This is a genomic window from Brachybacterium massiliense (genome assembly GCF_900184245.1).
GTDB lineage: Bacteria > Actinomycetota > Actinomycetes > Actinomycetales > Dermabacteraceae > Brachybacterium > Brachybacterium massiliense.
The window spans coordinates 539993-565862 of sequence record NZ_FXXB01000007.1 but is presented as its reverse complement, the minus strand read 5'-3'; the positions used below and the strand labels follow the sequence as shown (position 1 = coordinate 565862).

Sequence of the window (25870 nt, the reverse complement as noted above, 5' to 3'; positions counted from 1 at the left end):
CCGGTGAACGGCCATGCGTATCCTGGCTCGACCACAGCATGAAAGGCCTCGTCATGACCGATCGAACCCAGCAGCCCGCCGAAGAGCCCGTCCCTGAGACCGGCGAGCCGCCGATCCCCACTCTCGAGGAGGACCAGTCGACGGCGCCCCGCCCGGAGGAGGAGGTCGCGGACCAGCTGCGGTCCGAGCCCGACCCGCACGGTCGCCCTCACGACGACGAGTGAGCCCGGCCGGCGTGATCACGGTGGTCGGCTCGATCAACGTCGACCTCATCGCCCAGGTGCGGCGGCACCCGATGCCCGGGGAGACCCTCCACGGCACCGGCGGGCAGATGCTGCCCGGCGGCAAGGGCGCGAACCAGGCCGTCGCGGCGGCGAAGCTCGGCGGGGACGTGCGGATGATCGGCGCCGTCGGCACCGACACCCAGGCCGAGGTGGGCCTCGCCGGCCTGCGCGCCGCAGGCGTCGATCTCACCGGGGTGCGCGAGATCGAGGGGCCCACGGGCCTCGCGATCGTCACCGTGGCCGAGGACGGCGAGAACACCATCGTGGTGATCGCCGGAGCCAACGACTCCGTCGACACCGCTCAGGTCACTGAGGCGAAGGAGGTGATCGCGGCCTCTGCGATCGTGGTGTGCCAGGGCGAGATCCCCCGCGAGGGGATCGAGGCCCTGCCCGCCCTGGTCAGCGGGCGCTTCCTGCACAACCCCGCCCCCGTGATGGAGCTCGACCCCGCGGTGCTGCGCGCCTCGGACCCGCTGGTGGTCAACGAGCACGAGGCAGCTCTCGTCCTCGCCCAGCTCGCCCCGGGCGCTGAGGTGCCCGAGGCGCCGGAGCGGATCGTCGGCGCACTGCGCGAGGCCGGGATCACCTCGGTGGTCCTCACCCTCGGCGCACAGGGATCGCTCGTCGCCGACGCCGACGGCACGCACCGCATCCCTGCCGCACGCGTCACCGCCGTGGATACCACCGGCGCGGGGGATGCGTTCATCGGTGCTCTCGCCGTGGGCCTCGCCAGCGGGGAGAGCCTGCCCGCCGCGGCGCGTCTCGCCTCCCGGGTGGGAGCCTTCGCCGCGACCGGTCAGGGCGCTCAGCCCAGCTACCCGAGCACCGGGGACGAGCTGCCGCAGCTCGCGGAGTAGCTGGGCGCCGTCGCGTCGAGCGTCATGCCCTGGGCTTGAGCCGGCGCTGAGTGCGTTGCACAACTTGGCGATTGGGAAAATCCTAATATCCGAGTACGCTGAATGGATGAACTCCATCGGTGAGCGGATCCGTGCTGCGATGCGGGCCGTGTCCATGACTCAGAAGCAGCTCGCGGAGCGCGTGGGGATGACTCCCGACGCGCTGTCCAGAGTGCTCAGCGGGCAACGGGGCCTTGCTGCGGTGGAGCTCGCGCAGATCTCACGAGAGCTTGACGCGGACATGCACGAACTGGTCACAGGGGAGCCGGATCCTCACCGCCTCGTGCTCTCGGCCCGGCACCAGTATGACCATGAGACAGGGGAGCGACGGCTCGACGGCGCCTCCGGAGATCGGGTTCTCCTGGAGAACATTCGCCTCGCCTACGCGCAGGCAGGGAAGGTTCCGGCAGCCCGGCAGCTCCACCGCGACGTGGAAGGGGCGCGGGCGCTTCTGCGGTCTGACTTCGTGCGGCCGTTCGTCGATCGGCTCGCGGAGATCGATGTCGACGTGGTACGACTCAACGACCTCAGCACGGCCTATTCGTTCCTGGTGGAGGAGCGTCCGGTCATCGTGATCCCGGGGACAGGGAACTGGTTCTACGAGAACTGGAGCCTGGCACACGAACTCGCACACCTCTCGCTGGGGCACCACGGAGTGCTCAAGGGTGCACCCGGATACGAGGAGCGCGAGGCGGCCGCGAACAACTTCGCCGCCGAGCTGCTGCTCCCTTCGGAGTTCATGCACTCAGTCGCATGGCAGGACCTGGGACTGCCCGAGCTCGCCGAACTCGTGTGGGAGCGAGGAATCTCCACGGAGGCGCTGCGTCGACGGGCGAACGCCTTGGGACTCGTGATGTCGCCGCCGGTCGCTGACGCGGTGCTCCTCAGCACCCAGAAGCTGCTGCGGCGGCACTGGACCGGAGCACGGTACGGCGATCCGATCACCCAGCGGATGACCGAGGCCGGAGAGCGAAGGTTCCCGTCATGGCTCAAGGCCGCGCATCTCGAGCAGATCGCCGCTGGAGCGATCGGGAAGGGAACTCTCGCATGGATGCTCGAGGTCTCCGCCGATGCGTTGGAGGTCGACGAGCCGGCACCCGCCGAGGAGCTCGACGACACTGACCTCGACAAGCTCCTTGGGTGAGCGGATCGTGACCCGAGATGCCCCGCTGTTCTTCCATGACACCGCAGTCCTGATCAACTTTCATCGGCCGGGCATGATTCCGGTGCTCGGCTCACTGTTCGGAACCAAGGTGAGATGGACTGCCACGATCCGCCGCGAATGTGAGCGCCAGGAGGGGCGACTGCAGCTGCCGGGGCTCGTCACCGCCGCCGACGGGCTCCTGGGCACCCCGATCGTGCCCGAGACCGCTGAGCACCTGCCGATCCGCCAGCTGCGCACCTTGATGGCGTCGCCGGGAGACCACCCTGATGAGCACTGGGGCGAAGCGGAGACCATCGCGATCATCCATCAGCGGCGACTCGATGCAGTGCTCGTGACCGATGATGGCGACGCCCGGCGATGGGCCACTCCGATTCGTTCCGTAGGGACGTGGCGGCTGTTGAAGCTGGCGCATCGAAGGGGAGACGTCAATGACGATGACGCCCTCCGGCTGTGGCAGGCGTTCATCGATGCAGGGGGCCACCCGCCTCGAGATGTCGCAACGCGGAACCGAATGCTCACCTGGTTCCGCGACCGGTAGGAGGCCCGCAGGGCGGCAGGTGTGAGACCGCCCCGCCTACCCTGATCTCATGCCCGTCCTCCTCGCCCTCGACCTCGGCACCACCTCCGCGAAAGCCGCGCTGATCGACCTCGAGGGCTGCACCCTCGCCGGTGCGAGCGCCGGATACCCCACCCGGCACACCCCGGACGGCGGCGCCGAGCAGAATCCGGGCGACTGGATCAGCGCCGCCCGCACCGCGATCGCGGGCGTGCTGCCCGCCGACGCGCAGATCGCCGCGCTCTGCCTCACCGGGCAGATGCAGGACCTGATCCTCGAGCGCGTGCACGGCCCCGCGCACCCCGCCGTGCTCTACACCGACCTGCGCGCCGGCGCCGAGGTCGGCGAGATCCGCGCCGCGCTCGCCGCCGACGGGCAGGACTGGGACGCGCTCGCCGGGAACCTGCAGGACGCCAGCAGCTGCGCCGCGATGTTCCGCCGCCTGGCCCGCACCGATCCCGATGCGACCATGGCCCTGCGCGGCATCGTCTTCGGCCCTGCCGGTCACCTTGCCTATGTGCTCGGTGCCGGGCTGCACTGCGACCTCACCACCGCCTCGACCACCGGCCTGCTCGATTCCCGCACCCGCGACTGGTCACCGGCGATCGCCCGCGCCGCCGGGATCGACGAATCGCTGCTGCCGCACCTGACCCGCGAGGTGGGCGAGATCGTGGGCCGCACCGGCGACTCCGCCCGCGAGCTGCTCGGCCTGCCCGCCGGGATCCCCATCGTGCTCGCCCCCGGTGACGCGGGCGCCGCCGCCCTCGGGATCACCGGAATCGGGACCGGCCAGGACCACGCCTCCCTCGGCACCAGCGGCTGGATCGCCAGCATCCGCCCCGCCCCGCAGCACACGACCCTCGACGGCGCCTCCCACCGCCTCGCCCTCGGCGGCGGCGCCGAGCTGCGGATCTCCGCGCTGCTCGCCGCCGGAGCGGCCGCCGCCTGGGCCCGTGACGCCTACCTCGCAGGCGCCTCCGCCGACGCCGCCGACGAGCTGCTCACCGAGCGCGCACAGCGGCACGGGCGCGGGCCGACGGGCCTGCTCGTGCTGCCCTCGCTGGGAGGGGAACGCTTCCCCGTGCGGGACGAGCATCTCCGCGGCGCCGTCCTCGGCCTCCACGCCTCCACCACCCCGGCAGATCTCTACGCCGCGACCCTCGAAGGCGTCGCCCTCGCGCTGTCCCATGCGCTCGTTCCGGCCGATGCAGGCCGCGTGCTGCCCGTCGTCGGCGGGGGAGCGGACTCGCTGCCCTGGCGGCAGATCCTCGCCGACGTCACCGGCCGCCCCGTGCTCCGGGCCGACGGCACGGACGCGACCCTGCTCGGCGCCGCGCTCGCCGGCGCCGAGACGCTAGGGCTGGGGCACCGCATCGCCCCGCTCAGCGCGCAGGGCGGGGACGTGGTCGTACCGGATCCGTCGGCCGCGTCGGCCTATGCCGCGCTGCGGGCACGGCACCGGCAGTTGTATGACGTGGTGGCGCAGCTCGCGGGCTGAGCCGGCGGCGCTGCGTCCCTCACATGTCCTCGAAGTACCCCGCCGCCGCGATCGAGACTCCCTCGACCACCTCGTCCGCATCACCGGGCTGGTCGATGTCCTCGATCATCAGCGACCCCATCGACCACACCGAGAACCCCTCGGGCTCGTTGTGGTGCTCGTTCTGCCCGGACACCACGGACGGGACGCCGAGCGCGGCGTGCACCGCCTGACGGTCGGCACCGAGCGGAACCTGAGGGATGCCCTGTCCAGGGATGATCTCCATGGCCCGACCATAGGTGGGCGCAAGTGCTCGCGCCGCAGAGGGCCCCGATGCGTTCGCCGGCCCGGCGGTTTCACCCGAGGTCGAGGTCGCCGCTGAGCCACGCGTAGGCACGCGTGGCCGAGCTGCTCGGATCCCCGTTCACGGCATCGATGACGAAGGCGTCGATTGCTGCCTCGGACACCGGCCCGCCCTGCCATCCGGAGGTCTCGTCGCCGCCTGCGAGCTCGGGCAGGCGCGTGATCGCGAGCGAGGTGAACAGGCGAGCCTCGCCGACGATCTCGACCAGGCGGCCGCGCAGCTCCTCGGCGCGTGCCGACGTGGCCTCACGGACCAGCCCGTCGGCGGTCTCGGGATCCTGCCGGTCCCAGATCCCGTGCCGTTCGCCGTACCGGCCGATCTCGATCTCCGTGAGGAGCGGGCGCACCGGGCCGACGAGCTCGAGGGCGGGCTCCGCCGAGGCGTCGCCGTCGTCCAGCACTTCACGGAACAGCGCGAACAGGTGCCCCAGGCCGGCGAGGGAGAGCAGGTGGGAGGGGTAATCCTCCGCGTCCTCATCGATCCGCGCCGTGACCTCACCGGCGCCGGCGAGGACACTCCAGGCCCATGGCACCCAGCCGTGCTCGTCGAGGTAGTCGAGATCCTTCGTGGCCAGGTCGAGGACATAGTCGGGGATGAGGGCGTCGATCTCCGGTGCAGAGCTCACGGTGCTCTCCGTCGATGGGGTGCTGGACCGTGACCAGGGTGGCACGTGCCTCAGACGATCGAGCCCGCCGCCGAGATCAGCGCACCGCCATCCGGGATAAGGTGCGAGATCCCCGGGAACGCGCCACCGCCGTCCCGCCCCTGCCTCTCCTCGGCGACCCCGAGACCCGCACCGTTCGAAGGAGCGCCCATGAGCATCCCCCGCCTGCTCGACCACATCGTCATCGCCGGCCCCGACCTCGCCGAGACCGTGGAGTGGTTCCGCGAGCTGACCGGCATCACCGCCGCACCCGGCGGCTCGCACCCCTCCGGCACCGCGAACGCGCTGGTGGCCCTGACCGTGAACGGCCAGCCCCGCCCGCACTACCTCGAGCTGATCGGCCCCGACCCCAAGCGGGAGGGGGAGGAGCTGCCGAAGACCTTCTCCATCAACCGGCTGAAGAAGCCCACGCTGATCACCTACGCCGTGCACCCCGAGGGCATCGACCAGGTCGTCGAGCGCGCCCGCGCCGCAGGCTTCGACCCCGGCGACGTCCAGGACCTCTCCCGCCGCGCCCCGGACGGCACCGAGCTGGCCTGGCGCCTCACCCAGGCGCAGGCCCCGCGCAACTACGCCGTGCCCTTCCTCATCGACTGGGGCACCACCGACCATCCGGGCCTGGGCGGGCTGCCCTCGCTCGAGCTGGTCTCCTTCGAGCGCATCGAGGTGGACCCCGCCCGGCAGCAGGAGCAGCTGGACGCCCTGGGGCTCGGGGACGGCGTCGCCGAGATCCGCGAGGGCCGCGGCTCCCGCTTCGTGCTCACCGTCGCCACCGAGGACGGGCGCGAGATCGAGATCTGAGGGCGCGACCCGTCAGCGCGACTGTGCGGAGTCGATCCCGCGCGCCCGGGCCTGCAGCGCCCGCACCTGCGCGCTGAGCTCGTCGTCGGGGCCCGCCACCTCGATGCCGGGGGCGATGGTCTGGATCGGCAGCGGCGCGACCGGCCCTGCCGGAAGGCCCCACTGCGCGAGCCAGCTGCTCAGCTGCGCGCTGCTGCTGGCATAGACGATCCGGCCCAGCCCCACCCAGGCGTGCGCGGCCGCGCACATCGGGCAGTGCTCCCCGGAGGTGTAGACCGTCGCCCGGGCCCGCTCCTGCGGCGAGAGGTGCATCGCCGCCCAGCGGGCGATCGCGAACTCGGGATGCTGGGTGGCATCCCCGCCGGAGACCCGGTTGCGGTCCGCGAACAGCTCGGTCCCGTCGGCGCCGACGAGCAGCGAGCCGAAGGGCTCGTCCCCGTCCTCGAGCGCCTCCCGGGCGAGGTCTACGCAGCGGGCGAGGTGTGCACGGTCGGTGGCTGTCAGCGAGGTCGTCATGCGGCCACCTCATCACACCCGGCCGCGCTTATGGTCAGCGCCGGGCACACCGCACAGCGCCGACCCCGGAGCAGATCAGCCCTCGGAGCCGGTCGGGCAGTCGACCGTGCCGCTGACCACCGCGTCTCCGATCTCCGCATCGGCGAAGGTCACTGCGGCATCCCGCGCGGTGATGCCGTCGGTGCCGCGCTCGTTCTTCTCCGGCCCACCCTCCGCGACCAGCTTCACCATCGCGAACTCGTCCGGGACCACCTCGACCAGCGGGAACCCGTCCTCGCTCTCGCGCAGCTCGAGGTGAGCGAGCGCGCCGGGCTCGCCCTCGCAGCGCACCACCTCCGGAGTGAACTCGGTGGTTTCACCGTCCAGCGTGATCGCGAGCGTCCCCACCGTCGGTGCGTCCTCGGGAGCGGTCTCCTCGGCAGGACCCGAGCACGCGGCGAACGTGAGCGCGAGCAGCGGCAGAGCGAGAGCGGGACGGAGACGACGTGCGAAAGCCATCCCCCTGGTCTACCAGCACGCGGTGCCCCCAGGAACCTGCGCGAGGTCGAGAGCACAGGACAGGACGGGGGAGAGCGCTTCGCGCCGCACCTTTCGAACGGTCGGCGGAGCGGTCTTCGCAGGTGCGCGCGTCGACGACCAGGAACAACACTCGCACCGACACCGCTTCGCGGGTACGGTTGAACGCAGGAGCCGGGCCGCAGAGCCGGGCTCCAGGCATGTCCTCGGTCGTGCTGCGGTCGCGGGCATGCCTGTACCGGAGACCGATCGAGAAAGGACACCATGCCCACGGCGACCGTGACCGATGATCTCTACCCCACCCGCCTCACCGAGGCGGCCGCACCGACCGAGCGCGTGCACCCCACCGTGTGGGGCACCGCAGCCGACGGACCCTTCGACGCCGAGGAGCTGCGCGCCCACGACGAGCGAGGCTTCAGCATCCTGCCCGGCACCCTCACCGGCGGCGAGATCGAGACCTACAGCCGCGAGCTGGAGCGACTGACCACCGACGAGACGCTGCGCGGCGACGAGCGCGTGATCACCGAGAAGGGCTCCGGCGAGGTGCGCTCGATCTTCGCCGTCCAGCACCTCAGCGAGCTGATCGATGACCTCTCCCGGGACCCCCGCCTGCTCGAGCGGGCACGCCAGCTGCTCGGCTCGGACGTCTACCTCCACCAGACCCGCATCAACTACATGCCCGGGTTCAAGGGCGCCGGCTTCTACTGGCACTCGGACTTCGAGACCTGGCATGCCGAGGACGGCATGCCCGCGCCCCGCGCCGTCAGCTGCTCGCTCGCCCTGACGCCGAACTATCCGTACAACGGCGGGCTGATGGTCATGCCCGGCTCGCACCGCACCTTCGTGCCGAGCCTCGGTGAGACCCCGGAGGACAACTACCGCTCCTCGCTGAAGGAGCAGAAGGTGGGCGTCCCCTCCGAGGAGGTCATCACCCAGATGGCCCATCGCCACGGGATCGACCAGTTCACCGGCCCGGCCGGGTCCGCGCTCTGGTTCGACGCGAACATCATGCACGGCTCGGGCAACAACATCACCCCGTTCCCGCGCTCGAACATCTTCATGGTGTTCAACAGCGTCGAGAACACGCTGCAGAAGCCCTTCGCAGCCTCCGCCCCGCGCCCGGACCACATCGCCCACCAGGACGCGACGCCGCTGCGCTGAGGCGCAGGGCTGGATCCCCTGGCCGAGCCCACCACGGTTCAGCTGCTGGTGGGCTCGGCCCGGGCCCCTGCTCCCCGTCGGCTGCCCCCGGCCCCGGCACCGGTCGGGGTGCACAGCGTGCCGTCGCCCCTACCTGGCTGATCCGGGACTCCTCGACCCCCTCGCAGTCCAGGTACACCGGCACCAGCAGGCCCAGCGCCAGGCAATACACATACCCCGCTCATGCCGATGGCGGCCCCTGGTCAGGAGCCGCCATCGGGTGGGTGCTGGCGCCGTCCGGGGCGCCCGGCGCGGATCAGCCGCGCTTGTCCTTGTCGCCGAACATGCCCTCGGCGGCGCCCTTGACGGAGTCACGGGCGTCCTGGAGCTTGTCCTTGGCCTCGGCCTTCCCCTGCTGGGTCTGGCCCTCGGCCTCGGTCTGCTTGTTGCCGGTGACCTTGCCGAGGCCCTCCTTGGCCTGGCCGCCCAGCTTGTCCTTCGCGTTCTCGAACTTCTCGTCGGTGCTCATCGAATACCTCCTGTGACGAGGGTCCGCACGGGTCGCGTGCGGTGGGGCGAGTCTAGGACGGCGGCGCCGTGATCCGCCGACCTCCTGGTCGGGCTGAGCGGCCCGTTCACACCGCCTGCGCCGTGAGAGGGATCCGCCCGCCGGCGAGGACCATGTCCACCTGGCGCTGCGAGAGCCGGTGCCTCAGCGGCACCTCGCGGTCGCCGATCCGTGCGCTCAGCGAGCCGCCGGCCCGCAGAGCCCCGTGCACCGCCTCGAGCACCACCTCGTCCCCCACGCAGATCTGCGCGAGGTCGGCGGGGTCCTCGAACTCGAGCGGCACGATCCCGAAGTTCGCGAGGTTCTGCCAGTGGATCCGCGCGAAGCTCACCGCGATCACCGCCTGCAGGCCCAGGTGGCGCGGGGCGATCACCGCATGCTCGCGCGAGGAGCCCTGGCCATAGTTCCTCCCGGCCACCACCACGTGCCCGCCCTCGGTGCCGCGGGCGCGCTCGGGGTAGCTCTCGTCGATCCGGGAGAAGGCGAAATCGGCGATCCGGGGGATGTTGGAGCGGAAGGGGAGCACCTGCGAGCCGGCGGGCAGGATCTCGTCGGTCGAGATGTCGTCGCCCATCACCAGCAGCACGGGCAGCGCCAGGCGGTCCGCGATCGGGGTGAAGTCCGGCAGGGAGGAGATGTTCGGCCCCTTGACCAGCTCGATGTCCCGCGCCTCCGCCTCAGGCAGCGGGGGGATCAGCATCTCGTCGATCTGCGCGTACCGCTCCGGCAGGGTGGGCCGCGGGTATGCCATGTCATGGCTGTCCTCGAGGGTGCGCGGGTCGGTGATCCTCCCGGTCAGGGCGGCGGCCGCGGCGGTCTCGGGGGAGCACAGCCACACCGCGTCCTCCTCGGTGCCGGAGCGGCCGGGGAAGTTGCGCGGCATCGTGCGCAGCGAGTTGCGGCCGCTCGCCGGGGCCTGCCCCATCCCGATGCAGCCCATGCAGCCGTACTGGTGGATGCGTGCGCCGGCGCCGACGAGCGCCCCCAGCCAGCCGCCGGAGATCAGGTCCGCGAGCACCTCGCGCGAGGAGGGATTGACGTCCACGGAGACCCGCGGATGCGCCTGGCGGCCTTCGAGGATCTCGGCGATCACGGCGAAGTCGCGCAGCCCCGGGTTCGCGGAGGAGCCGATGACCACCTGGTTCACGTCCTCTCCGGTCACCTCGGCGACCGGCACGACGTTGCCGGGGGAGGAGGGCCGTGCGATCAGCGGGACGAGGTCCGAGAGCTCGATGTGCTCGGTGAGATCGTAGGTCGCGCCCTCGTCGGCCTCCCAGCGCTCGAACTGGTCGCCGCGGCCGACGGCACCGAGGTAGGCACGGGCGGCGTCGTCGGCCGGGAAGACCGTGGCGGTGGCCCCCAGCTCGGCACCCATGTTCGCGATGACGTGCCGGTCCATCGCGTCGAGCTGCGCGAGGCCCTCGCCGTGGTACTCGATGATGCGTCCCACGCCGCCGCTGACGCCGTGACGACGCAGCATCTCCAGCACGACGTCCTTCGCGCTGACCCAGTCCGGCAGCGTGCCCGTCAGCTCCACACCCCAGATCTGCGGCACCGTCACGTACAGCGGCTGCCCGGCCATCGCCATCGCGACCTCGAGCCCGCCCACGCCGATCGCCAGCATCCCCAGCGCACCGGCAGCGCAGGTGTGGGAGTCCGAGCCGATCAGCAGCGCGCCCGGGCGGCCGAAGTGCGCCTGATGGACGGGGTGGGAGACGCCGTTGCCGGCCTTGGAGAACCACAGCCCGAAGCGCTCTGCCGCCGACTGCAGGAACAGGTGGTCGTCGGGGTTCTTCTCATCGGTCTGCAGCAGGTTGTGGTCGACGTACTGGACCGACAGCTCGGTGCGGATCCGGTCCAGGCCCAGCGCCTCCAGCTCCAGCATCACCATCGTGCCGGTGGCGTCCTGGGTGAGGGTCTGGTCGACTCGCAGGCCGATCTCGGCACCGGGTTCGAGCGATCCCTCCACGAGATGATCGGCGATGAGCTTCTGGGCGACGTTGCGGGGCATGGCACTGTCCTCCTCGGTGGGCGTGCCGCCGGCGAGGCCCGGCGGCGGGCCTGCTCCCACCGTAGGCCCGCTCGCCCGCGAAGACCATTGCCCTGCCGCCCGCTCCTCGGGATGAGGGTTGCGCACCTCAGGGATCCGTGTACTCTCGCCGCATGCAGAACCGTTGGTTTACCTATGCGATGTCGGCTCCGGAGGGGCCGGCCGCCGTATAGCGCCACCAACCCTCCAGAGCCGACAAGGGCAGAGCACACGCTCTGCCCTTCGCCATTTCCCGGCGGGCTCTGAGCATCGGGTCCGCCCCTCACCAGGACAGGAACCCTCATGACACTCCTCGCCGCAGCACCCACCGGAGCGCCACATCGCGAGCTACACCCCGCTGCCCACCCCCGCCGAGCTGCTCGTCGATCTCGCCCTCTCCCCGGAGCACGCCGCGCAGATCGCCGGCTTCCGCGAGCAGGTGCGCGCCACGCTGCGCGGCAGCGACCCGCGGCTGCTGGTGGTCGTGGGCCCCTGCTCCATCCACGATCCGGAGGCGGGGCTGGACTACGCCCGCCGCCTCGCGATGCTCCAGTCCGAGCTGAGGGAGGAGCTGCTGGTGGTGATGCGCACCTACTTCGAGAAGCCGCGCACCACGGTGGGCTGGAAGGGCCTGATCAACGACCCGCACCTGGACGGCTCCCACGACATCGCCACCGGTCTGCACCGCGCCCGGGCCTTCCTGCGCGAGGTCACCGCGCTCGGCCTGCCCTGCGCCACCGAGTTCCTCGAGCCGATCAGCCCGCAGTACATCGCGGATCTCATCTCGTGGGGCGCGATCGGCGCCCGCACCACCGAATCCCAGATCCACCGCCAGCTCGCCTCCGGGCTGTCGATGCCGATCGGCTTCAAGAACGGCACCGACGGCAACGTGCAGGTCGCGCTGGATGCGGTGCAGGCGGCGTCGGCCCCGCAGTCCTTCCTCGGCATCGGCGGCGATGGGCGCGCGAACCTGGTCGCGACCACCGGCAACCCCGACGCCCACCTGATCCTGCGCGGCGGCACCGACGGCCCGAACTGGGGGCCCGGCCCTGTGCGCGCCGCGGCCGAGCGGCTCAGCGCGCAGAGCCTCCCTGCGCGCCTGGTGATCGACGCCAGCCACGGCAACAGCGACAAGGACCACCTGCGCCAGGCTGAGGTGGCCACCATGCTCGCGGACCAGATCGCGGTGGACGGCGCGGCCGTGGCCGGGGTGATGCTCGAGTCCAACCTGATCGGCGGCGCCCAGAAGCTCGACGTCGACGAGGGGCCCGCCGGCCTGCTGCGCGGCCAGTCCGTGACCGACAAGTGCATGGACTGGGAGGCCACCGAGGGAGTGCTGCGAGCGCTCGCCGGGGGCGCGCGACGCCGCCGCCAGGCCATCCCGGGGCGCGCATGAGCACCGCGCCCCGCACCGGCTACCAGGACCGACACCCGCTGATCGGTCCCGCCCGGCAGGACCACCTGCACGTGATGACCTTCAACCTGCGCTACGACAACTCCTCTGCCACCGCGGTGGGGGAGCCGGACCACTGGCCGGAGCGTCGGCCGCTGATGATCGACCTGCTCGCCCGCGAGCAGCCCACCCTGCTCGGCGTCCAGGAGGCCCTGTTCGGGCAGCTGGATGCGCTGCGCGAGGCGCTGCCCGGGCACTCGATGATCGGCTACGGGCGCGAGGGCGGCAGCGCCGGGGAGCACTCCGCGCTGCTGTATGACCCCTCGCGGCTGCGGATCAGGCAGTGGGATCAGTTCTGGCTCTCGGACACCCCGCAGCTGATCGGCTCCACCTCGTGGGGGAACCGGATCACCCGCATCGTGGTGTGGGCGCGGATGGAGGACCTCGCCACGGGCCGGGAGCTGGCGATGATCACCACCCACCTCGACCACGAGTCCGAGCCCGCCCGGGTGCGGAGCGCGCAGGCGCTGATCGACCTGCTCGGCAGCAGCGCGCTGAAAGGCCTGCCCACCCTGGTCACCGGTGACTTCAACTCCCCGGCGCACAGCTCGGGCGCCTATACCGCGCTGGTGACCGGCGGGCCGTTCCGCGACACCTGGGATGCGGCGCAGCAGCGGCTCACCCCGGCCTGGGGCACCTTCCCGAACTATCGCGAGCCCGTCGAGGGTGGGGAGCGGATCGACTGGGTGCTGGCCACCGAGGAGTTCACCGTGCTCGAGGCCGCGATCAACCCCGGCGCCGACAGCCGCGGTCGCTTCCCCTCCGACCACGCCGCGGTCCAGGCCCGAGTCGCGCTGCGCTGAGAGGGCGGGAAGGAACGGCGAGGGAATACCGCGGCCGCGCGCGCCGTTGAGCACTGTCCCCTTCGTCGTCGCGCCCCGGGAGCTCCCATCACCGCCACCGCTCTGCCCACCCTCGCCGCCCAGGCCCAGCGCCTGATCGATCTCGGCGTCCACACCCTCGCCGGACTCACCGCAGCGCAGCTGCACGAGGCTGCCGCCCAGCACGGCGCCGACCGCACCGACGCGCTGCTCGCCCTCGATCCCGCCCTCGTGCCCGCCTCGGCTCTCGCCCCGCTCCTGCGGCGCGGGGAGAAGCCCGGCTTCGTGGTCGAGGACATGACGGACGTGGACCGCTTCACCCCCGCCGGCATCACGCTCGGCGGGGACCCGCTCTACCTCGTCGAGGGGCTCGAGCGCGGCGATGACCTCAGCAACTGGACCCCCGAGGAGGCGCTGCCGGTGCTCACCTCCCGCGGCCGCTCCCCGCTGCTGCTCACCGAGGGCCTGCACTGGGTGCTCCAGCAGCCGGAGATCCTCGAGCGCGGGAGCTGCTTCATGACCATCGGCTCCCGCCTGACCAAGCCTGGCGGCAGGCTCGACGCTCGCACCCCGGCGCTGTGGATCAGCAACGGCACCGGCCGCGACGGGAAGGACCGCAAGGACGCCCCGAAGCTCGGCTGGTGCTGGTGGGGCAACCGCCACACCTGGCTCGGCATCGCCTCGGCCGCGCGCCGCAGCGGCGGCTGAGCCGGCCCGCGGGCGCGAAATCCCTCGTCGGCCCGCACGGTCCCCGGCTACTGTCCTCCCATGACCCCGACCCCCGCCTGGTGGGAGAGCGAGCACGCCGATGCCGCACCGCCCTTCTCGGACGAACTGGTGCAGCTGCTCGCCGACGTGGAGGACGCCTTCACGCGCACCGGCGCGCACACCCCCGGCTGGGAGGATCCGCATCTCGGGGCCGACGGCGAGCTCCGTGACAGCCGCGAGGAGGAGTACAGCCGCTGCCTGGACCCGGGCAAGTACCGGATCCTGTGGACCCGCGCCGAGGCCTGGGTGCAGGTGCTCACCGCCCGCGGCTGGGCCGCGTGCAGCGACGTCGAGACCGGCGATCTGCGCTCGGGCCTGCGCTGGGCGGCCCCGCCGCGTCTCCGGCTCCACCGCACCACCGTGCTGCACCCGCGCAGGCCGGGAGCGCTGGTGCTGATCCTCGCCCGCACCGCCGCGGACGATGCAACGGTCGGCGCAGACGTCGACATCGCCCGCACCGACGCCGTCCTTCCTGGCCTGGTGCTCGGCGTCGGCGAGCCGGCCCTCGAGGTGGAGCCGTTCCCGGACTGCGGCTGCGATGCCTGCGACTCCGGCTCCCGCGACCTGCTCGAGCACCTCGACCGCACGATCCTCTCGATCGTCGACGGCTCCTTCGAGACGCAGCTGAGCCCCGGTTGGACCAGCCGCCGCACCTCCTTCGGCGCGAGCGGAGGCAGTGGCGAGGAGGGGACGGACCTCTCGCTGACGCTCACCGCGCAGCCCTGGGCCGACGGATGGGTGCCGCGCCCGCTGAGCCCGGCGATCGACCAGGATGATTCCGCCTGGGCGGAGGAGATGCTGCGCGAGGGGCGCGGGGCGACGGCATGGTTCGATCGCCTGCGGTCCCGTCACTCGGGAGTCGCGACGACCTACGTCCGGCTCCCCCAGCTCGAGCAGGAGATCACCGTGCCGCTCGACGCCCTCGAGCACCCGCCGGCCGGGTACCGCAGGGATCACCGCAGCGCCGTGGTCACCGGCATGGACTTCGAGCGCGCCGCCTCCGCGCTTCGCACCTGGACGGTGCACCGCAGGGCAGGTCTGCAGGTCCGTGCGGCCCACACCCCGTTGCGGGAGGGGACCGAGGTGCGGCTCGGGGTGGGTCTGGGGCCGCTGCGGATCACCGCCCCGTGCCGCGTCGCATGGACGATCGAGGAGCCGGACCGCGCGGGTTTCGCCTATGCCACCCTGCCCGGGCACCCCGAGTCCGGGATCGAGCAGTTCACGCTCACCCGCACCGCGGCCGGGCTGGTGCGCTTCCACCTCGACGTGGTCTCGAAGTCCGCCACCTGGTACGCGCGGCTCGGAGCGCCGATCACCCGGCTGGTCCAGGAGATGGTCACCCGCCGCTACCTTCGCGCCCTGTCCGCGCCGCCGCCCGCCTGAGCCGAGAGCGCGCGTGACCGCAGCGGGGAGCATGACGTCCTCGGCGAGCGTCGCACCTCACCGAGATCTGATCGGCTACTGTGACCCACATCGCGCGCGATGAGGACGCGAAAGGTGACCTGCGGGGCCCAGGGCCCCGTCGGCCCCGCTCGTGGCCTGCGCCGTGGACCGTTCCCCACCCACGTCACGAAGGGCCCTCATGAACTCCCTGATCCTCGCCGTGGTCGGCGTGGCCATGATGGTCGCCGGCTATCTGCTCTACAGCCGCTTCCTCGGCCGGCGCGTCTACAAGCTCAGCGCCTCCTTCCGCACCCCCGCCCATGAGCTGCAGGACGGCGTCGACTACGTCCCCACCAACAAGCTCGTGCTGTGGGGCCACCACTTCACCTCCGTCGCCGGCGCCGCCCCGATCGTGGGCCCCGCGGTCGCGGTGATCTGGGGCTGGCTGCCCGCCTTCCTCTGGGTCACCCTCGGCACCGTCTTCTTCGCCGGCATGCACGACCTGGGCGCCCTGTGGGCCTCGGTGCGCAACCGCGGCCAGTCCATCGGCACCCTCTCGGCCCGCTACATCGGCAAGCGCGGAAGCCGCCTGTTCCTGGTGGTCATCTTCCTGCTGCTGCTCATGGTCAACGCCGCCTTCGCGGTGGTCATCTCAGGGCTGCTGGTCTCCACCCCCACCGCCGTGATCCCCACCTGGGGCGCGCTCGTGGTCGCCGTGCTGATCGGCCAGGCGATCTACCGACTCAAGTGGAACCTGCCGATCGTCTCCGTGATCGGCGTGGTCGCGCTGTACGGGCTGATCCTGCTCGGGGACCGCTTCCCGGTCGTGCTGCCGGAGACGGTGCTGGGCCTGTCCGCCGGCGCGTTCTGGATCGTGGTGCTGTTCGTCTACGCCGCGGTCGCCTCGGTGCTGCCGGTGTGGGTGCTGCTGCAGCCGCGCGACTACATCAACGGCCTGCAGCTGTTCATCGGCCTGGGCCTGCTCTACGGCGCGGTGCTGATCTTCCGGCCCGAGGTGGTCGCCCCCGCCCTGAACGACAACGTCCCCGACGGCACCCCCGGCATCATGCCGCTGCTGTTCGTCACCATCGCCTGCGGGGCGATCTCCGGCTTCCACGGGATCGTCTCCTCCGGCACTTCCTCCAAGCAGCTCGACAAGGAGACCGACGCCCGGTTCGTCGGCTACTTCGGCGCAGTGGGCGAGGGCCTGCTCGCGCTCGGCGCGATCATCGCCACCACTGCCGGCTTCCGCACCCTCGCCGACTGGGAGGCGGTGTACACCGCATTCAACGAGGGCGGTGTGGCGGCGTTCGTCGACGGCGGCGGCGCGATCCTCAACGCAGGCCTGGGCATCCCCACCTCGCTGTCCGCCACGATCCTGGCGACCATGGCGGTGCTCTTCGCGGCCACCACGATGGACACCGGCGTGCGCCTGCAGCGCTTCGTGGTCCAGGAGATCGGTCAGGTGGTGGGCATCAAGCTCGGCACCGCGGTCGCCACCGTGGTCGTGCTGGCGGTGTGCCTGGGCCTCGCCTTCAGCGCCGGCGCCGACGGCGCCGGCGGCATGGTCATCTGGCCGCTGTTCGGCACCACCAACCAGATCCTCGCGGGCCTGACCCTGTCGATCCTCGCGGTGATGCTGATGCGCAAGCGCCGCCCCGTGCTGCCGATCGTGATCCCGCTGCTGTTCGTGCTGGTGGTCAGCGTGTACGCGGCCCTGATCCAGCTGGGCACCTTCTACCGCGACGGCAACTGGCTGCTGCTGATCCTCGACGCGATCATCGTGGTCGCCGCGATCTGGGTGATCGTCGAATCCGCGATCGCGCTGAACCGGGCACGCACCGGCGCCCCGGAGTCCGACGGGGAGGACGAGCTGGACTCCGTCGGCGCCGGAGGTACCCGCGAGTGACCTCCCGGTCCCCGCACACTCCCGTCGGCGGGCCGCCGGACAGGCCCGTCGACGGGGCGGAGCGCGACCGACCCACGCTGCGTGAGCGCTGGCGCGCGCTCAGCGACGGACTGCACGAGTTCTACGTCGCCCCCTACCGGCGCACCTTCGCCCGCGCCCAGCGGGACGAGGACGACCTGTTCCGGATGCTCGTGATGAGCGAGATGCTGGGCGTGCCCAACCCCGCCGCGTACTACACCGCCGAGCTGCTGCCCGTGCTCTACGACAGCTTCCACGACTGGCATCGCCGGATGGGCATGGAGCGCTCGCCGCTGGAGGAGTACCGATGCTGCTGAGCCTCGCCGTCGAGCGCCGTGTGCTGTTCCTGGGCGGCAAGGGCGGGGTGGGCAAGACGACCGTCGCCTCCGCGCTCGCGCTCGCCGCCTCCCGGCAGGGCAGGCGCGCCCTGGTGGTCTCCACCGACCCCGCCCACAACCTCGGCCACCTGTGGGGGCGGCGGATCGGGGATCGGCCGACGCGCCTGGCCGAGAACCTGCAGGGCCTCGAGATCGACCCCGACGCCACCACCGACCGCCACCTCGCGGACGTCGGCCGCACCCTGAAGCGTCTGATGCCGGGCAGCCTCGCGGGCGAGGTGGACAAGCACATGGACCTCTCCCGCTGCTCCCCGGGCACCCACGAGGCGGCGGTGCTCGAGCGGATCACCGAGCTGGTCGAGGAGGGGATGCGCGAGCACGACCTGGTCGTCTTCGACACCGCCCCCTCCGGGCACACCGCCCGCCTGATGGCGCTGCCGGAGGTGATGACCGCCTGGACCGACGGGCTGCTGCGGCGGCGCGAGAAGTCCCAGAAGCTCGGCGCGGCGATGCGCGGCCTGGAGACCGGCCGCGAGCGCGACCGCGGTCAGACCCTGCTGGGCAGCACCGCCCCGCGCGACCCGCTCGAGGAGCGCGACGAGGAGATCCGCTCGATCCTGCTGCGCCGGCGCGACCGCCTCGCCTCCCTGCGCGAGGTGCTCACCGACCCCGCCCTCTCCTCCTTCGCGATCGTGCTCGCCGCGGAGCGGCTGCCGGTGCTCGAGACGATCGAGCTGCACGAGGAGCTCACCCGCACCGGCGTGGACGTCGGCGCGCTGGTGGTCAACAAGCGCTCCCCGGCAGGGCGCGGGGAGTTCCTCGAACGCCGCCGCGCGATGGAGGAGGAGCATCTGGCGAGCCTTCGCACCGCCCTGCCCCGCGTGCCCCTGCAGCAGATCCCGCTGGGGGAGCAGGACGTGGTGGGCGCCGCCGCGCTCGAGCAGTTCGCGCGGTTGCTGTGAGGTGCGGGCCAGCCGTCCCTCAGGCGGCCGGCTCCACCTCGACCGGGTTCTGCTTGAGCGTGCAGGCGAGCACGATCGCGGCCGTGGTGACCACGCCGCCGAACACGAAGGCCCAGCTCGCACCGCTGGCCTGAGCGATCTCGGCAGGCGCCCCGGCCTCCGCGGCGACGGCCGCGCCGAGGGTGAGCAGCGCGATGAACACCGCGGTGCCGAGTGCACCGGCGAGCTGCTGGAGGGTGTTGAGGATCGCCGAGCCGTGACCGTACAGCGAGCGCGGCAGCGCCCCCAGGGAGAGGGTCAGCAGCGGGGTCATCACCATCGCCATGCCGATGCCGAGCGGGATGTTCAGCGCGATGATCAGGCCCTGGGTGGCGTGCTCGTCCAGCAGCAGCACCTCGAGCCAGCACACCAGCGCCATCAGCGCCGCACCGGGCACCACGATCGGGCGGGGCCCGAAGCGGTCGTACAGCGAGCCCACCACCGGGCCCAGCAGGCCCGAGGCCGCGGCGCCGGGCAGCATCGTCAGCCCGATCTCGAGGGTGCCCATCCCGAGCGAGCCGGTCATGTACAGCGGCAGCGCCACCACGGTGCCGAGCATCGTCGCGAAGCCCATCAGGATCACCAGCAGCGAGACGGTGTAGGTGCGCACCTTCAGCGGGCGCAGATCCAGCAGCGGCTCCTGGCCGCGCGAGAGCATCCGCACCTGGCGCAGCGTGAAGAGCGTGAGCGAGACCAGCCCGATCCCGGCCGCGAGCAGCGGCATCAGGCGATCGGTGCCGGAGACGATCTGGCTGATCGAGGCGAGCGCGTAGATCGCGCCGCCGAAGCCGATCGCGGAGAGGATCACGGAGAGCACGTCGAGTCGCACCCGCTCCGGCTCGGCGTAGTTGCGCATGAACAGCAGCCCGATGATCAGCGCGACCACGATGATCGGCAGCATCAGCGCGAACAGGTGGTGCCAGGTGCCGTGCTCGAGGATGAAGCCCGAGATCGAGGGCCCCAGCGCCGGCGCGGCCGAGATCACCACACCCACCAGGCCCATCACCAGGCCGCGGGAGCGCAGCGCCACGAGCGCGAGGATGGTGGTCATCAGCAGCGGCAGCACCATCGCGGTGCCCGCGGCCTGGACCACGCGCGCGCCCAGCAGCACGGGGAAGGTGGGCGCGACCATCGCCACCACGGTGCCGGCCAGGAACAGGCCCATCGCCACGAGGAACACCTGACGGGCCGAGAGCCGCTTCATGAGGAAGCCTGTGGTGGGGATGACCACGGCCATCGTCAGCATGAAGCCGGTCGAGAGCCACTGCGCGGTGACCGCGGTGATCGACAGATCCGCCATCAACGTGGGCAGCGCGACCGACAGCAGGGTCTCGTTGAGGATCATCACGAAGGCGGAGACCACCAGCACCGCGATGATCGGGGCGACCTTCACGGACGAGGGGGAGGAGTCACCGGCCGCGGCGACCGCGGGCATTTCTCCGGTGGGGGTGGGCGTGCTCGTGCTCATGGAGAGGGGAGGCTTTCTTCCTTCGGGGGACCGGAGGGCCGGGACCCGGTGTCGTGCTGGGGGAGCGGGGCGGACGGGTCACCCTCCGGCGGGCCGGAGAACACCGTCAGCGGCCGCGGTGATCCTTTCACGAGGACCGCATTTCGTCATGGTGATAAGCAACGCGCCCTGCGCGGGGCACATTCCCTTGCGCCCCGACCCGATCTCTGATGGCCGGGCCGGGCCTGGAGCCTCCAGCTCAGCCGCGGTGCTGCTGCCACCACAGCGCGGCCTGGACCCGCGAGTCCAGCTGCAGCTTCGCCAGCGCATTGGACAGGTGGGACTTCACCGTGGTGATCTCGACGAACAGCTGGCGGGCGATCTGCTGATTGGTCAGCCCCTGCGCGACCAGTGCGAGCACGTCCTCCTCGCGCTGGGTGAAGGTCGGCGCGGGGCCGACGGGCGCAGGCGCCCGCACCTCGTGTGCGGACTGCGCCGCCGGCTCCCCTCGCCCGCGCAGCGCCCCCACCACGGCCCGGGTCGCGGCCGCGGAGAGCACCGCGTCGCCGCGATGCACATCTCGCACGGCGGCGAGGATCCGCTGCGGCTCCTCGGTCTTGACGAGGTAGCCGTCGGCCCCCGCCGCGAGCGCGCCCAGCACGAAGTCATCGAGATCGAAACCGGAAATCACCAGCACGTTCGCACCGGTCTCCCGCAGCCTGGGGGTGATCTCGATACCGGTCGCGCCGGGCATGCGCACGTCGGTGAGCACCACGTCGGGGCGGTGCTCGCGCGCGGCCGCGACCGCGGCCTCGCCGTCGGCCGTCTCGGCGACCACGGTGATGTCCGGCGCGGAGCTGAGCAGCGCCACCAGGCCCGAGCGCACGGCGGGATGATCATCGGCCACCACCACCCGGATCGGGGACTGCGGCGCGGGGCTCTCGGCGGGAGAGGGGACGCTCATCGGGAGGACTCCTGGGGAGGGGACGGCACGGGCTGGGCTGGGGCATCTGCCACGCCGGGGGAGGGGACGGCACGGGCTGGGCTGGGGCATCTGCCACGCCGGAGGCGGCGGTGTGGGTGGGCAGGCGGGCGAGGACCTGCCAGTCCTCCTGCGCGGGGGGCGGCATCGGCCCGCTGTGCGCGGCGCCGCCCACGGCGGTGGCCCGGTGCGAGATCGCCCCGCGCCCCACCCCGCCGTGCTCCGTCCCGCCCGCCGGCGCGGGCGCGGCGGCGCACCGGTTCACCAGCTCGAGGTGCACCTCCTCGTCGCGGAGCTCCACGCTGAGGCGGATCGGCGCCCGGCCGTGGCGCACCGCGTTGGTGACGGCCTCCGCCCCGATCCGCAGCAGCGCCGCCTGCACCGAGGGCTCCACCAGGGCGGGGTCGGTGACGGCTGGATCGATACGCACCTGCGCCTGCGGGTCGCGGTCGCGCAGTCGCGTGCTGAGGGAGGGCCAGTCCAGGGTCACCTCCGGCAGAGCGCCGGGCTGCTCGGTCGAGAGCACCCCGATCATCGAGCGCAGGTCCCGCAGCGCCGCATGGGCGGAATCCCGCGCGGTGTGCAGGGAGCGGTCGCGCGCCTGGGGATCCTCGAGGGAGGAGGCGAGGGTGGTGTGCAGCGAGACGGCGCTGAGATGCCCCGCGATCACGTCGTGCAGGTCATGGGCGATGCTGCGCCGCTCGGTCTCCACCGCATGGGCGGCGCGCGTGCGGGCGAGCTCGTGCTCGAGACCGGCCAGATGCTCGGCCGCCTGACGGGCCCCGCGATGATGGCGCACCTCCCAGCCCCACAGCAGCGGGGTCATCACCGTCAGTGCCGCGATCACCGCGATCAGGAAGATCACCTGCACGGGCATCCCCGCGAGCAGCGCCGCGAGCATCCCCACCGGCGTCAGACCGATCGCAAGGCGCGTGGTGAGTTGGGCGAGGCGGCGGCTGCCGTGCATCACCGGCTCGAACACCGCCTCGAACAGCAGGACGTAGGCGAAGATCTGCCCGCCTGCGATGATCTCCGCAAGGCCCAGCGGTCCGGCCACCGCGAGCGTGATCGCGGGCCGGCGCCGACGCCAGATGAGGCTCACACAGCCGATCAGCATCAGCGTCACCGAGACCCACAGCGGCCAGGCCCGACCGTCGGCGAGGAGGCCGGAGTTGCGGAGGCCGGAGAAGGCCAGCACCAGTGCGAGCGCCGCGTACCCGGCCGGGACCAGCGCATCCCGCCGCTCCAGCGGCGGGGGCACGGGCTCCTCGAGATCGGCCGACGTCGGCGTGGTGGGCATGTCCGAAAGACTACGCGGCACCGCCCTGCCCGTCGGCCGGCCGGCCCCGGTCTCCTCCCAAGGGAGGAAGCCCCACGGCGGGCCCCGCAGCCAGGATGGATCCCATGGAATCGCTGATGGATGTCGCCGGCCCGCTGGGTCTGCTGGTGCTCGCCCTGGTGGACTCGACCTCGATGGGCACGCTGGTGATCCCGGTGATCCTGCTGGTGGTGGGGGAGGGCGGGGCCCGTCGCGTCGCCGGCCGCACCCTGCTGTTCCTGGCCGTGATCGGGGTGTTCTACCTGCTGCTGGGCATCGCGCTGCTGGCCGGGCTGCTGCCGCTGATCGAGTCCTACGGGCATCTGCTCACCTCACCTTCGGTGATGCTGGTGCTCGCGGTGCTCGGCGTGCTGCTGGTGATCTGGTCCTTCCGCCTGGACCCGAAATCCGTCGCGAAGCGCGGCGGGGCCCCCGAGGCCTCCGCCCGCAAGTGGACCGGCCGCGCCCGCCGCGCCTCCGGCCGTCCCGCCGTGCTGATCTCTCTCGCGCTGCTCGCGGGCCTGATCGAGGCGGCGTCGATGATCCCGTACCTCGCCGCGATGGGGATCATCGCCGAGATGGGCGTGGGGCTGGGCCGCGGCGCCCTGATCCTGGTGGGCTACTGCGCGGTGATGATCGCGCCCGGCGCGCTGCTGAGCCTGGTGCGCCTGCTGCTGGGCCGACGGGCTGACGACCTCCTGGAGCGTGTGCACCAGTGGGCGGTCAAGCACGCCGCGGGCGCCTTCTCCTGGACCGTCGGCATCATCGGCGCGATCCTCGCACTGAACACCATCGGCCCGGCGCTGACCTGGCTCACCGGCGGATCCTGAGCACCCGGCCCCGCCCGCTCGGACGGCGCGTGCAGTCGCTTCGATCCCGATAGACTGCCCGGAACGTCCAGCAGGCGCAGAGGATGCCGCACGGTCTCCCGTGGGGCGGAGAGGCCCGACGGGAGTCCCGAGGAGGGGAACCCGGACCTCGGACCCTCCGCGCTGCGCCTCGTCGTGTGCCCCAGGAGGTCCGCCGCCATGCCCCGCGATTCTCGCGCCTCGCCAGCCCGCGGCACCGTGACCCTCGCCGACGTGGCCCGCACCGCCGGGGTCTCGCTGGCCACCGCCTCCTTCGTGCTCTCCGGGCGGGGCGGCTCCCGCTCCGCCGGCTCCGAGACCACCAAGGTGAAGGTGCGCGCCGCCGCCGCCGAGCTCGGCTACGTCCCCAACCGTCATGCCCAGGCCATGCGCACCGGCCGCGGCGGCGGGATCGTGCTCGCGCTGGGCACCCTCGATGACCCCTGGGGCGTGCAGCTCACCACTCAGGTGCGGGACGACGCCCTCGAGCACGACCTGTCCACCCTGGTCCTGGCCGACGAGCGCTGGTTCGAGTACCTGCTCGGCGCCTCGACCGATGCGGCGCTGGTCACCAGCGTCGACTTCGTCGAGAACGGCCCGGACCTCGTGCGTCGCCTCGCCGCCTCGACCCACAGCGGGCTGGTCGCGTTCAGCGCCCAGATGGAGCCGGAGGACTTCGACGTCGTCTCCTCCACGCCCTTCCGCGCGATCCGCCAGGCCTACCAGCGCCTGCGCTCCCGCCACGAGCGCGTCCAGCTGCTCGCCCCGAACCTCGAACGCCGATCCGAGGGGACCTTCGGGCACTCGCGCACCCGCGCCTTCCTCGACGCGGCCGAGGAGCTCGGCGACGGCCCTGCCGCACAGCTCGTGCACGTGGTGCCCGAGGGCAGCCACGACACCTATCTCGCCGCGGTCGAATGGCTCAGCGGGCCGCAGCGACCCGAGGCGGTCATCTGCTTCACGGGGTATCAAGCGGTCGCGCTCCAGCTCGCCGCAGAACGGATCGGCATCCGGGTGCCCGAGGACCTCGAGTTCATCGCCATCGGCGACGTCCCCGCGAAGACAGAGTTCTTCGGCCCCATCAGCTACTACGGCGTGGACGACGTGTTCGTGCGACTGTCGAGCATCATCATCGCGCGCGCGATCGACCGCGAGGACCGCCCCGGGGAGCTGCACACCTTCGACTGGGAGTTCTTCCCCGGCACCACCACCCGCGATCACGAAGGAGCACCGTGACCTCCTCGACCTCCTCGACCTCCTCGACCTCATGGACCCTGCCCGGCCTGAAGCTGCGGGATCTCACCTTCGACGCCCCGCTGGACCACGCGAACCCCACCGCGGCCCGGATCGAGGTGTTCGCCCGGATCGTCACCGCCCCCGGCGGCGAGGACCGGCCCTACCTCGTCTACCTGCAGGGCGGCCCCGGCTCCGAGGCGCCCCGCCCGCTCGAGGACTCCTCCCCGGGATGGCTCGCCCGCGCCCTGCGCGAGCACCGCGTGGTGATGCTCGACCAGCGCGGCACCGGCCGCTCCACCCCCGTCGGCCCCGACACCGCGCTGCCCGAGGGCGCGATCCCCGGCGCCGCCACCCTGCGCGAGGCCACCCCCTCCCAGCAGGCCCAGTACCTCACCCACTTCCGGGCCGACGCGATCGTGCGCGACGCCGAGATCCTGCGCGAGCTGCTCGGCGCGCGCACCTGGTCGCTGCTGGGGCAGTCCTTCGGCGGCTTCACCACCCTGCGCTACCTCAGCGTCGCCTGCGGAGGGATCCAGAAGGCCCTGTTCACCGGCGGTCTGCCCGCCGTGGGCCCGCAGATGGACGACGTCTACGCCACCACCTGGCGCTCGATGGCCGCCCGCTCCGAGGAGTACTGGTCGCGCTTCCCCGCCGACCGCGACCGCTTCCGCCGCCTCGCCGACGCCGCCGACGCCGGACGCCTCCGCCTCCCGGACGGGCAGCGGGTGGGCGTGGAGCGACTGCGCCGCCTGGGGCATCTGCTCGGCGCCTCCCAGGGCGCGGAGCGCCTCCACTACCTGCTGGACCTCGACCCGGCATCCCCCGCCTTCGCCCACGACCTCGCCGCGGCGCTGCCCTTCGGCGGCCGCAACCCGCTGTACGCCGTGATCCATGAGAGCTGCTGGGCCGACGGCACCGCCACCCGCTGGTCCGCGGATCGGATGATGCCCGCCGAGGTGCGCGCGGACCCGACCCTGCTGGGCGGCGAGCACATGCACCGCGAGCTCTTCGCCGAGGATCCCGAGCTCGAGATGTGGGCGGAGGCGGCGGACCTGCTGGCCGAGCACGAGTGGCCGCAGCTCTACGACGCCGACGTGCTGCGCGACTGCCAGGTCCCCGGCGCCGCCGCGATCTACTTCGGCGACGTGTACGTCCCGCGCGAGCACTCCCTGGCCACCGCCGAGCTGCTGCCCGGCCTGCGCACGTGGATCACCAGCGAGTATGAGCACAACGGCCTGCGCGCGAGCGGCGAGGGCGTGCTCGACCACCTCCTCGACCTCGCCACCGGCCGCCGCGCCGCCTGACCGGCCGCATCGCCAGCCACGCGACGAGAAGTACCACTCAGCTGGCACCTTTCGACTCGCCACCGCGA

The 25870-nt window shown here is 72.2% G+C and carries 26 protein-coding genes; 17 read left to right on the top strand and 9 right to left on the bottom strand.

Annotated features, from left to right (window positions below):
- Positions 1–53: 53 nt before the first annotated feature.
- From BN4251_RS18295 to BN4251_RS09255, 5 genes are all read left to right on the top strand, one after another.
- Positions 54–224 (top strand): hypothetical protein, encoded by a 171-nt coding sequence (locus BN4251_RS18295; protein ID WP_170931905.1) that lies wholly within the window; start codon positions 54–56, stop codon positions 222–224.
- Positions 221–1141, top strand: a complete 921-nt coding sequence (locus tag BN4251_RS09270) for a ribokinase (protein WP_087484807.1) — start codon at positions 221–223, stop codon at positions 1139–1141. The genes BN4251_RS18295 and BN4251_RS09270 overlap by 4 nt, the downstream gene beginning before the upstream one ends.
- A 106-nt stretch (positions 1142–1247) precedes the next feature.
- On the top strand, positions 1248–2324 hold the full coding sequence (locus tag BN4251_RS09265; protein ID WP_087484806.1) for a helix-turn-helix domain-containing protein: 1077 nt from the start codon (positions 1248–1250) through the stop codon (positions 2322–2324).
- Positions 2317–2883, top strand: coding sequence for a hypothetical protein (locus tag BN4251_RS09260; protein ID WP_087484805.1), 567 nt, complete (start codon positions 2317–2319; stop codon positions 2881–2883). Before BN4251_RS09265 ends, BN4251_RS09260 begins: the two co-directional genes overlap by 8 nt.
- Positions 2884–2932: 49 nt before the next feature.
- Positions 2933–4399 (top strand): FGGY family carbohydrate kinase, encoded by a 1467-nt coding sequence (locus BN4251_RS09255; RefSeq protein ID WP_087484804.1) that lies wholly within the window; start codon positions 2933–2935, stop codon positions 4397–4399.
- A 19-nt stretch (positions 4400–4418) separates the two neighbouring features.
- Here the strand turns inward: BN4251_RS09255 and BN4251_RS09250 are convergent, their stop codons facing one another.
- Both BN4251_RS09250 and BN4251_RS09245 read right to left on the bottom strand, forming a co-directional pair.
- On the bottom strand, positions 4419–4664 hold the full coding sequence (locus BN4251_RS09250; RefSeq protein WP_087484803.1) for a hypothetical protein: 246 nt from the start codon (positions 4662–4664) through the stop codon (positions 4419–4421).
- Between the two features lie 70 nt (positions 4665–4734).
- Complete coding sequence (locus BN4251_RS09245; protein ID WP_087484802.1) at positions 4735–5367, bottom strand: hypothetical protein; 633 nt, start codon at positions 5365–5367, stop codon at positions 4735–4737.
- A 189-nt stretch (positions 5368–5556) separates the two neighbouring features.
- Here BN4251_RS09245 and BN4251_RS09240 point away from each other — a divergent pair, with 189 nt between their 5' ends.
- Complete coding sequence (locus BN4251_RS09240) at positions 5557–6207, top strand: VOC family protein (protein WP_087484801.1); 651 nt, start codon at positions 5557–5559, stop codon at positions 6205–6207.
- Between the two features lie 12 nt (positions 6208–6219).
- Here the strand turns inward: BN4251_RS09240 and BN4251_RS09235 are convergent, their stop codons facing one another.
- Both BN4251_RS09235 and BN4251_RS09230 read right to left on the bottom strand, forming a co-directional pair.
- Positions 6220–6723 carry a nucleoside deaminase gene (locus BN4251_RS09235; RefSeq protein WP_087484800.1) on the bottom strand — a complete coding sequence of 168 codons (504 nt, stop codon included), beginning with the start codon at positions 6721–6723 and terminating at the stop codon, positions 6220–6222.
- A 75-nt stretch (positions 6724–6798) separates the two neighbouring features.
- Positions 6799–7221, bottom strand: a complete 423-nt coding sequence (locus tag BN4251_RS09230; protein ID WP_087484799.1) for a hypothetical protein — start codon at positions 7219–7221, stop codon at positions 6799–6801.
- Between the two features lie 282 nt (positions 7222–7503).
- Between BN4251_RS09230 and thpD the strand changes: the two genes are divergently transcribed.
- Positions 7504–8400: an ectoine hydroxylase gene (gene thpD, locus BN4251_RS09225; RefSeq protein WP_087484798.1), complete on the top strand. Its 897-nt coding sequence runs from the start codon at positions 7504–7506 to the stop codon at positions 8398–8400.
- Between the two features lie 295 nt (positions 8401–8695).
- Here the strand turns inward: thpD and BN4251_RS09220 are convergent, their stop codons facing one another.
- Both BN4251_RS09220 and BN4251_RS09215 read right to left on the bottom strand, forming a co-directional pair.
- Entirely contained in the window at positions 8696–8908 is a 213-nt protein-coding gene (locus BN4251_RS09220) for a CsbD family protein (protein WP_087484797.1), read from the bottom strand.
- A 106-nt stretch (positions 8909–9014) separates the two neighbouring features.
- Positions 9015–10958: an aconitate hydratase gene (locus tag BN4251_RS09215; protein ID WP_087484796.1), complete on the bottom strand. Its 1944-nt coding sequence runs from the start codon at positions 10956–10958 to the stop codon at positions 9015–9017.
- 358 nt (positions 10959–11316) lie between these two features.
- On the opposite strand from BN4251_RS09215, the gene BN4251_RS09210 reads away from it, so the two are divergent.
- The 7 genes from BN4251_RS09210 (at position 11317) to BN4251_RS09180 (ending at position 18628) form a co-directional block, all read left to right on the top strand.
- Positions 11317–12372, top strand: a complete 1056-nt coding sequence (locus BN4251_RS09210) for a 3-deoxy-7-phosphoheptulonate synthase (protein ID WP_087484795.1) — start codon at positions 11317–11319, stop codon at positions 12370–12372.
- Entirely contained in the window at positions 12369–13232 is an 864-nt protein-coding gene (locus BN4251_RS09205; protein ID WP_140398414.1) for an endonuclease/exonuclease/phosphatase family protein, read from the top strand. The genes BN4251_RS09210 and BN4251_RS09205 overlap by 4 nt, the downstream gene beginning before the upstream one ends.
- Positions 13233–13319: 87 nt before the next feature.
- Complete coding sequence (locus BN4251_RS09200; RefSeq protein ID WP_087484794.1) at positions 13320–13958, top strand: DUF5701 family protein; 639 nt, start codon at positions 13320–13322, stop codon at positions 13956–13958.
- Between the two features lie 60 nt (positions 13959–14018).
- A complete protein-coding gene (locus BN4251_RS18475; RefSeq protein ID WP_087484793.1) occupies positions 14019–15401 on the top strand; it encodes a DUF1990 domain-containing protein in 1383 nt (460 codons plus the stop codon).
- 199 nt (positions 15402–15600) lie between these two features.
- A complete protein-coding gene (locus BN4251_RS09190) occupies positions 15601–17310 on the top strand; it encodes a carbon starvation CstA family protein (protein WP_087484792.1) in 1710 nt (569 codons plus the stop codon).
- 77 nt (positions 17311–17387) lie between these two features.
- Positions 17388–17645, top strand: coding sequence for a cory-CC-star protein (locus BN4251_RS09185; RefSeq protein ID WP_087484978.1), 258 nt, complete (start codon positions 17388–17390; stop codon positions 17643–17645).
- Positions 17636–18628 (top strand): ArsA family ATPase, encoded by a 993-nt coding sequence (locus BN4251_RS09180; RefSeq protein ID WP_087484791.1) that lies wholly within the window; start codon positions 17636–17638, stop codon positions 18626–18628. Before BN4251_RS09185 ends, BN4251_RS09180 begins: the two co-directional genes overlap by 10 nt.
- A gap of 19 nt (positions 18629–18647) precedes the next feature.
- Here BN4251_RS09180 and BN4251_RS09175 read toward each other — a convergent pair whose 3' ends face one another.
- The 3 genes from BN4251_RS09175 to BN4251_RS09165 all read right to left on the bottom strand — a co-directional run bounded on the left by BN4251_RS09175 (position 18648) and on the right by BN4251_RS09165 (position 22396).
- The gene (locus BN4251_RS09175) at positions 18648–20135 is read right to left on the bottom strand and encodes a DHA2 family efflux MFS transporter permease subunit (protein WP_087484790.1); all 1488 of its coding nucleotides are present in this window, start codon (positions 20133–20135) and stop codon (positions 18648–18650) included.
- A gap of 238 nt (positions 20136–20373) precedes the next feature.
- Positions 20374–21078, bottom strand: coding sequence for a response regulator (locus BN4251_RS09170; protein WP_087484789.1), 705 nt, complete (start codon positions 21076–21078; stop codon positions 20374–20376).
- Positions 21011–22396 (bottom strand): sensor histidine kinase, encoded by a 1386-nt coding sequence (locus BN4251_RS09165; RefSeq protein WP_087484788.1) that lies wholly within the window; start codon positions 22394–22396, stop codon positions 21011–21013. The genes BN4251_RS09170 and BN4251_RS09165 overlap by 68 nt, the downstream gene beginning before the upstream one ends.
- 104 nt (positions 22397–22500) lie before the next feature.
- Between BN4251_RS09165 and BN4251_RS09160 the strand changes: the two genes are divergently transcribed.
- From BN4251_RS09160 to BN4251_RS09150, 3 genes are all read left to right on the top strand, one after another.
- The gene (locus tag BN4251_RS09160) at positions 22501–23244 is read left to right on the top strand and encodes a GAP family protein (RefSeq protein ID WP_087484787.1); all 744 of its coding nucleotides are present in this window, start codon (positions 22501–22503) and stop codon (positions 23242–23244) included.
- Between the two features lie 198 nt (positions 23245–23442).
- Positions 23443–24498, top strand: a complete 1056-nt coding sequence (locus BN4251_RS09155; protein WP_087484786.1) for a LacI family DNA-binding transcriptional regulator — start codon at positions 23443–23445, stop codon at positions 24496–24498.
- Positions 24495–25802 carry an alpha/beta fold hydrolase gene (locus BN4251_RS09150; RefSeq protein ID WP_087484785.1) on the top strand — a complete coding sequence of 436 codons (1308 nt, stop codon included), beginning with the start codon at positions 24495–24497 and terminating at the stop codon, positions 25800–25802. The genes BN4251_RS09155 and BN4251_RS09150 overlap by 4 nt, the downstream gene beginning before the upstream one ends.
- The last annotated feature ends 68 nt before the right edge of the window (positions 25803–25870 follow it).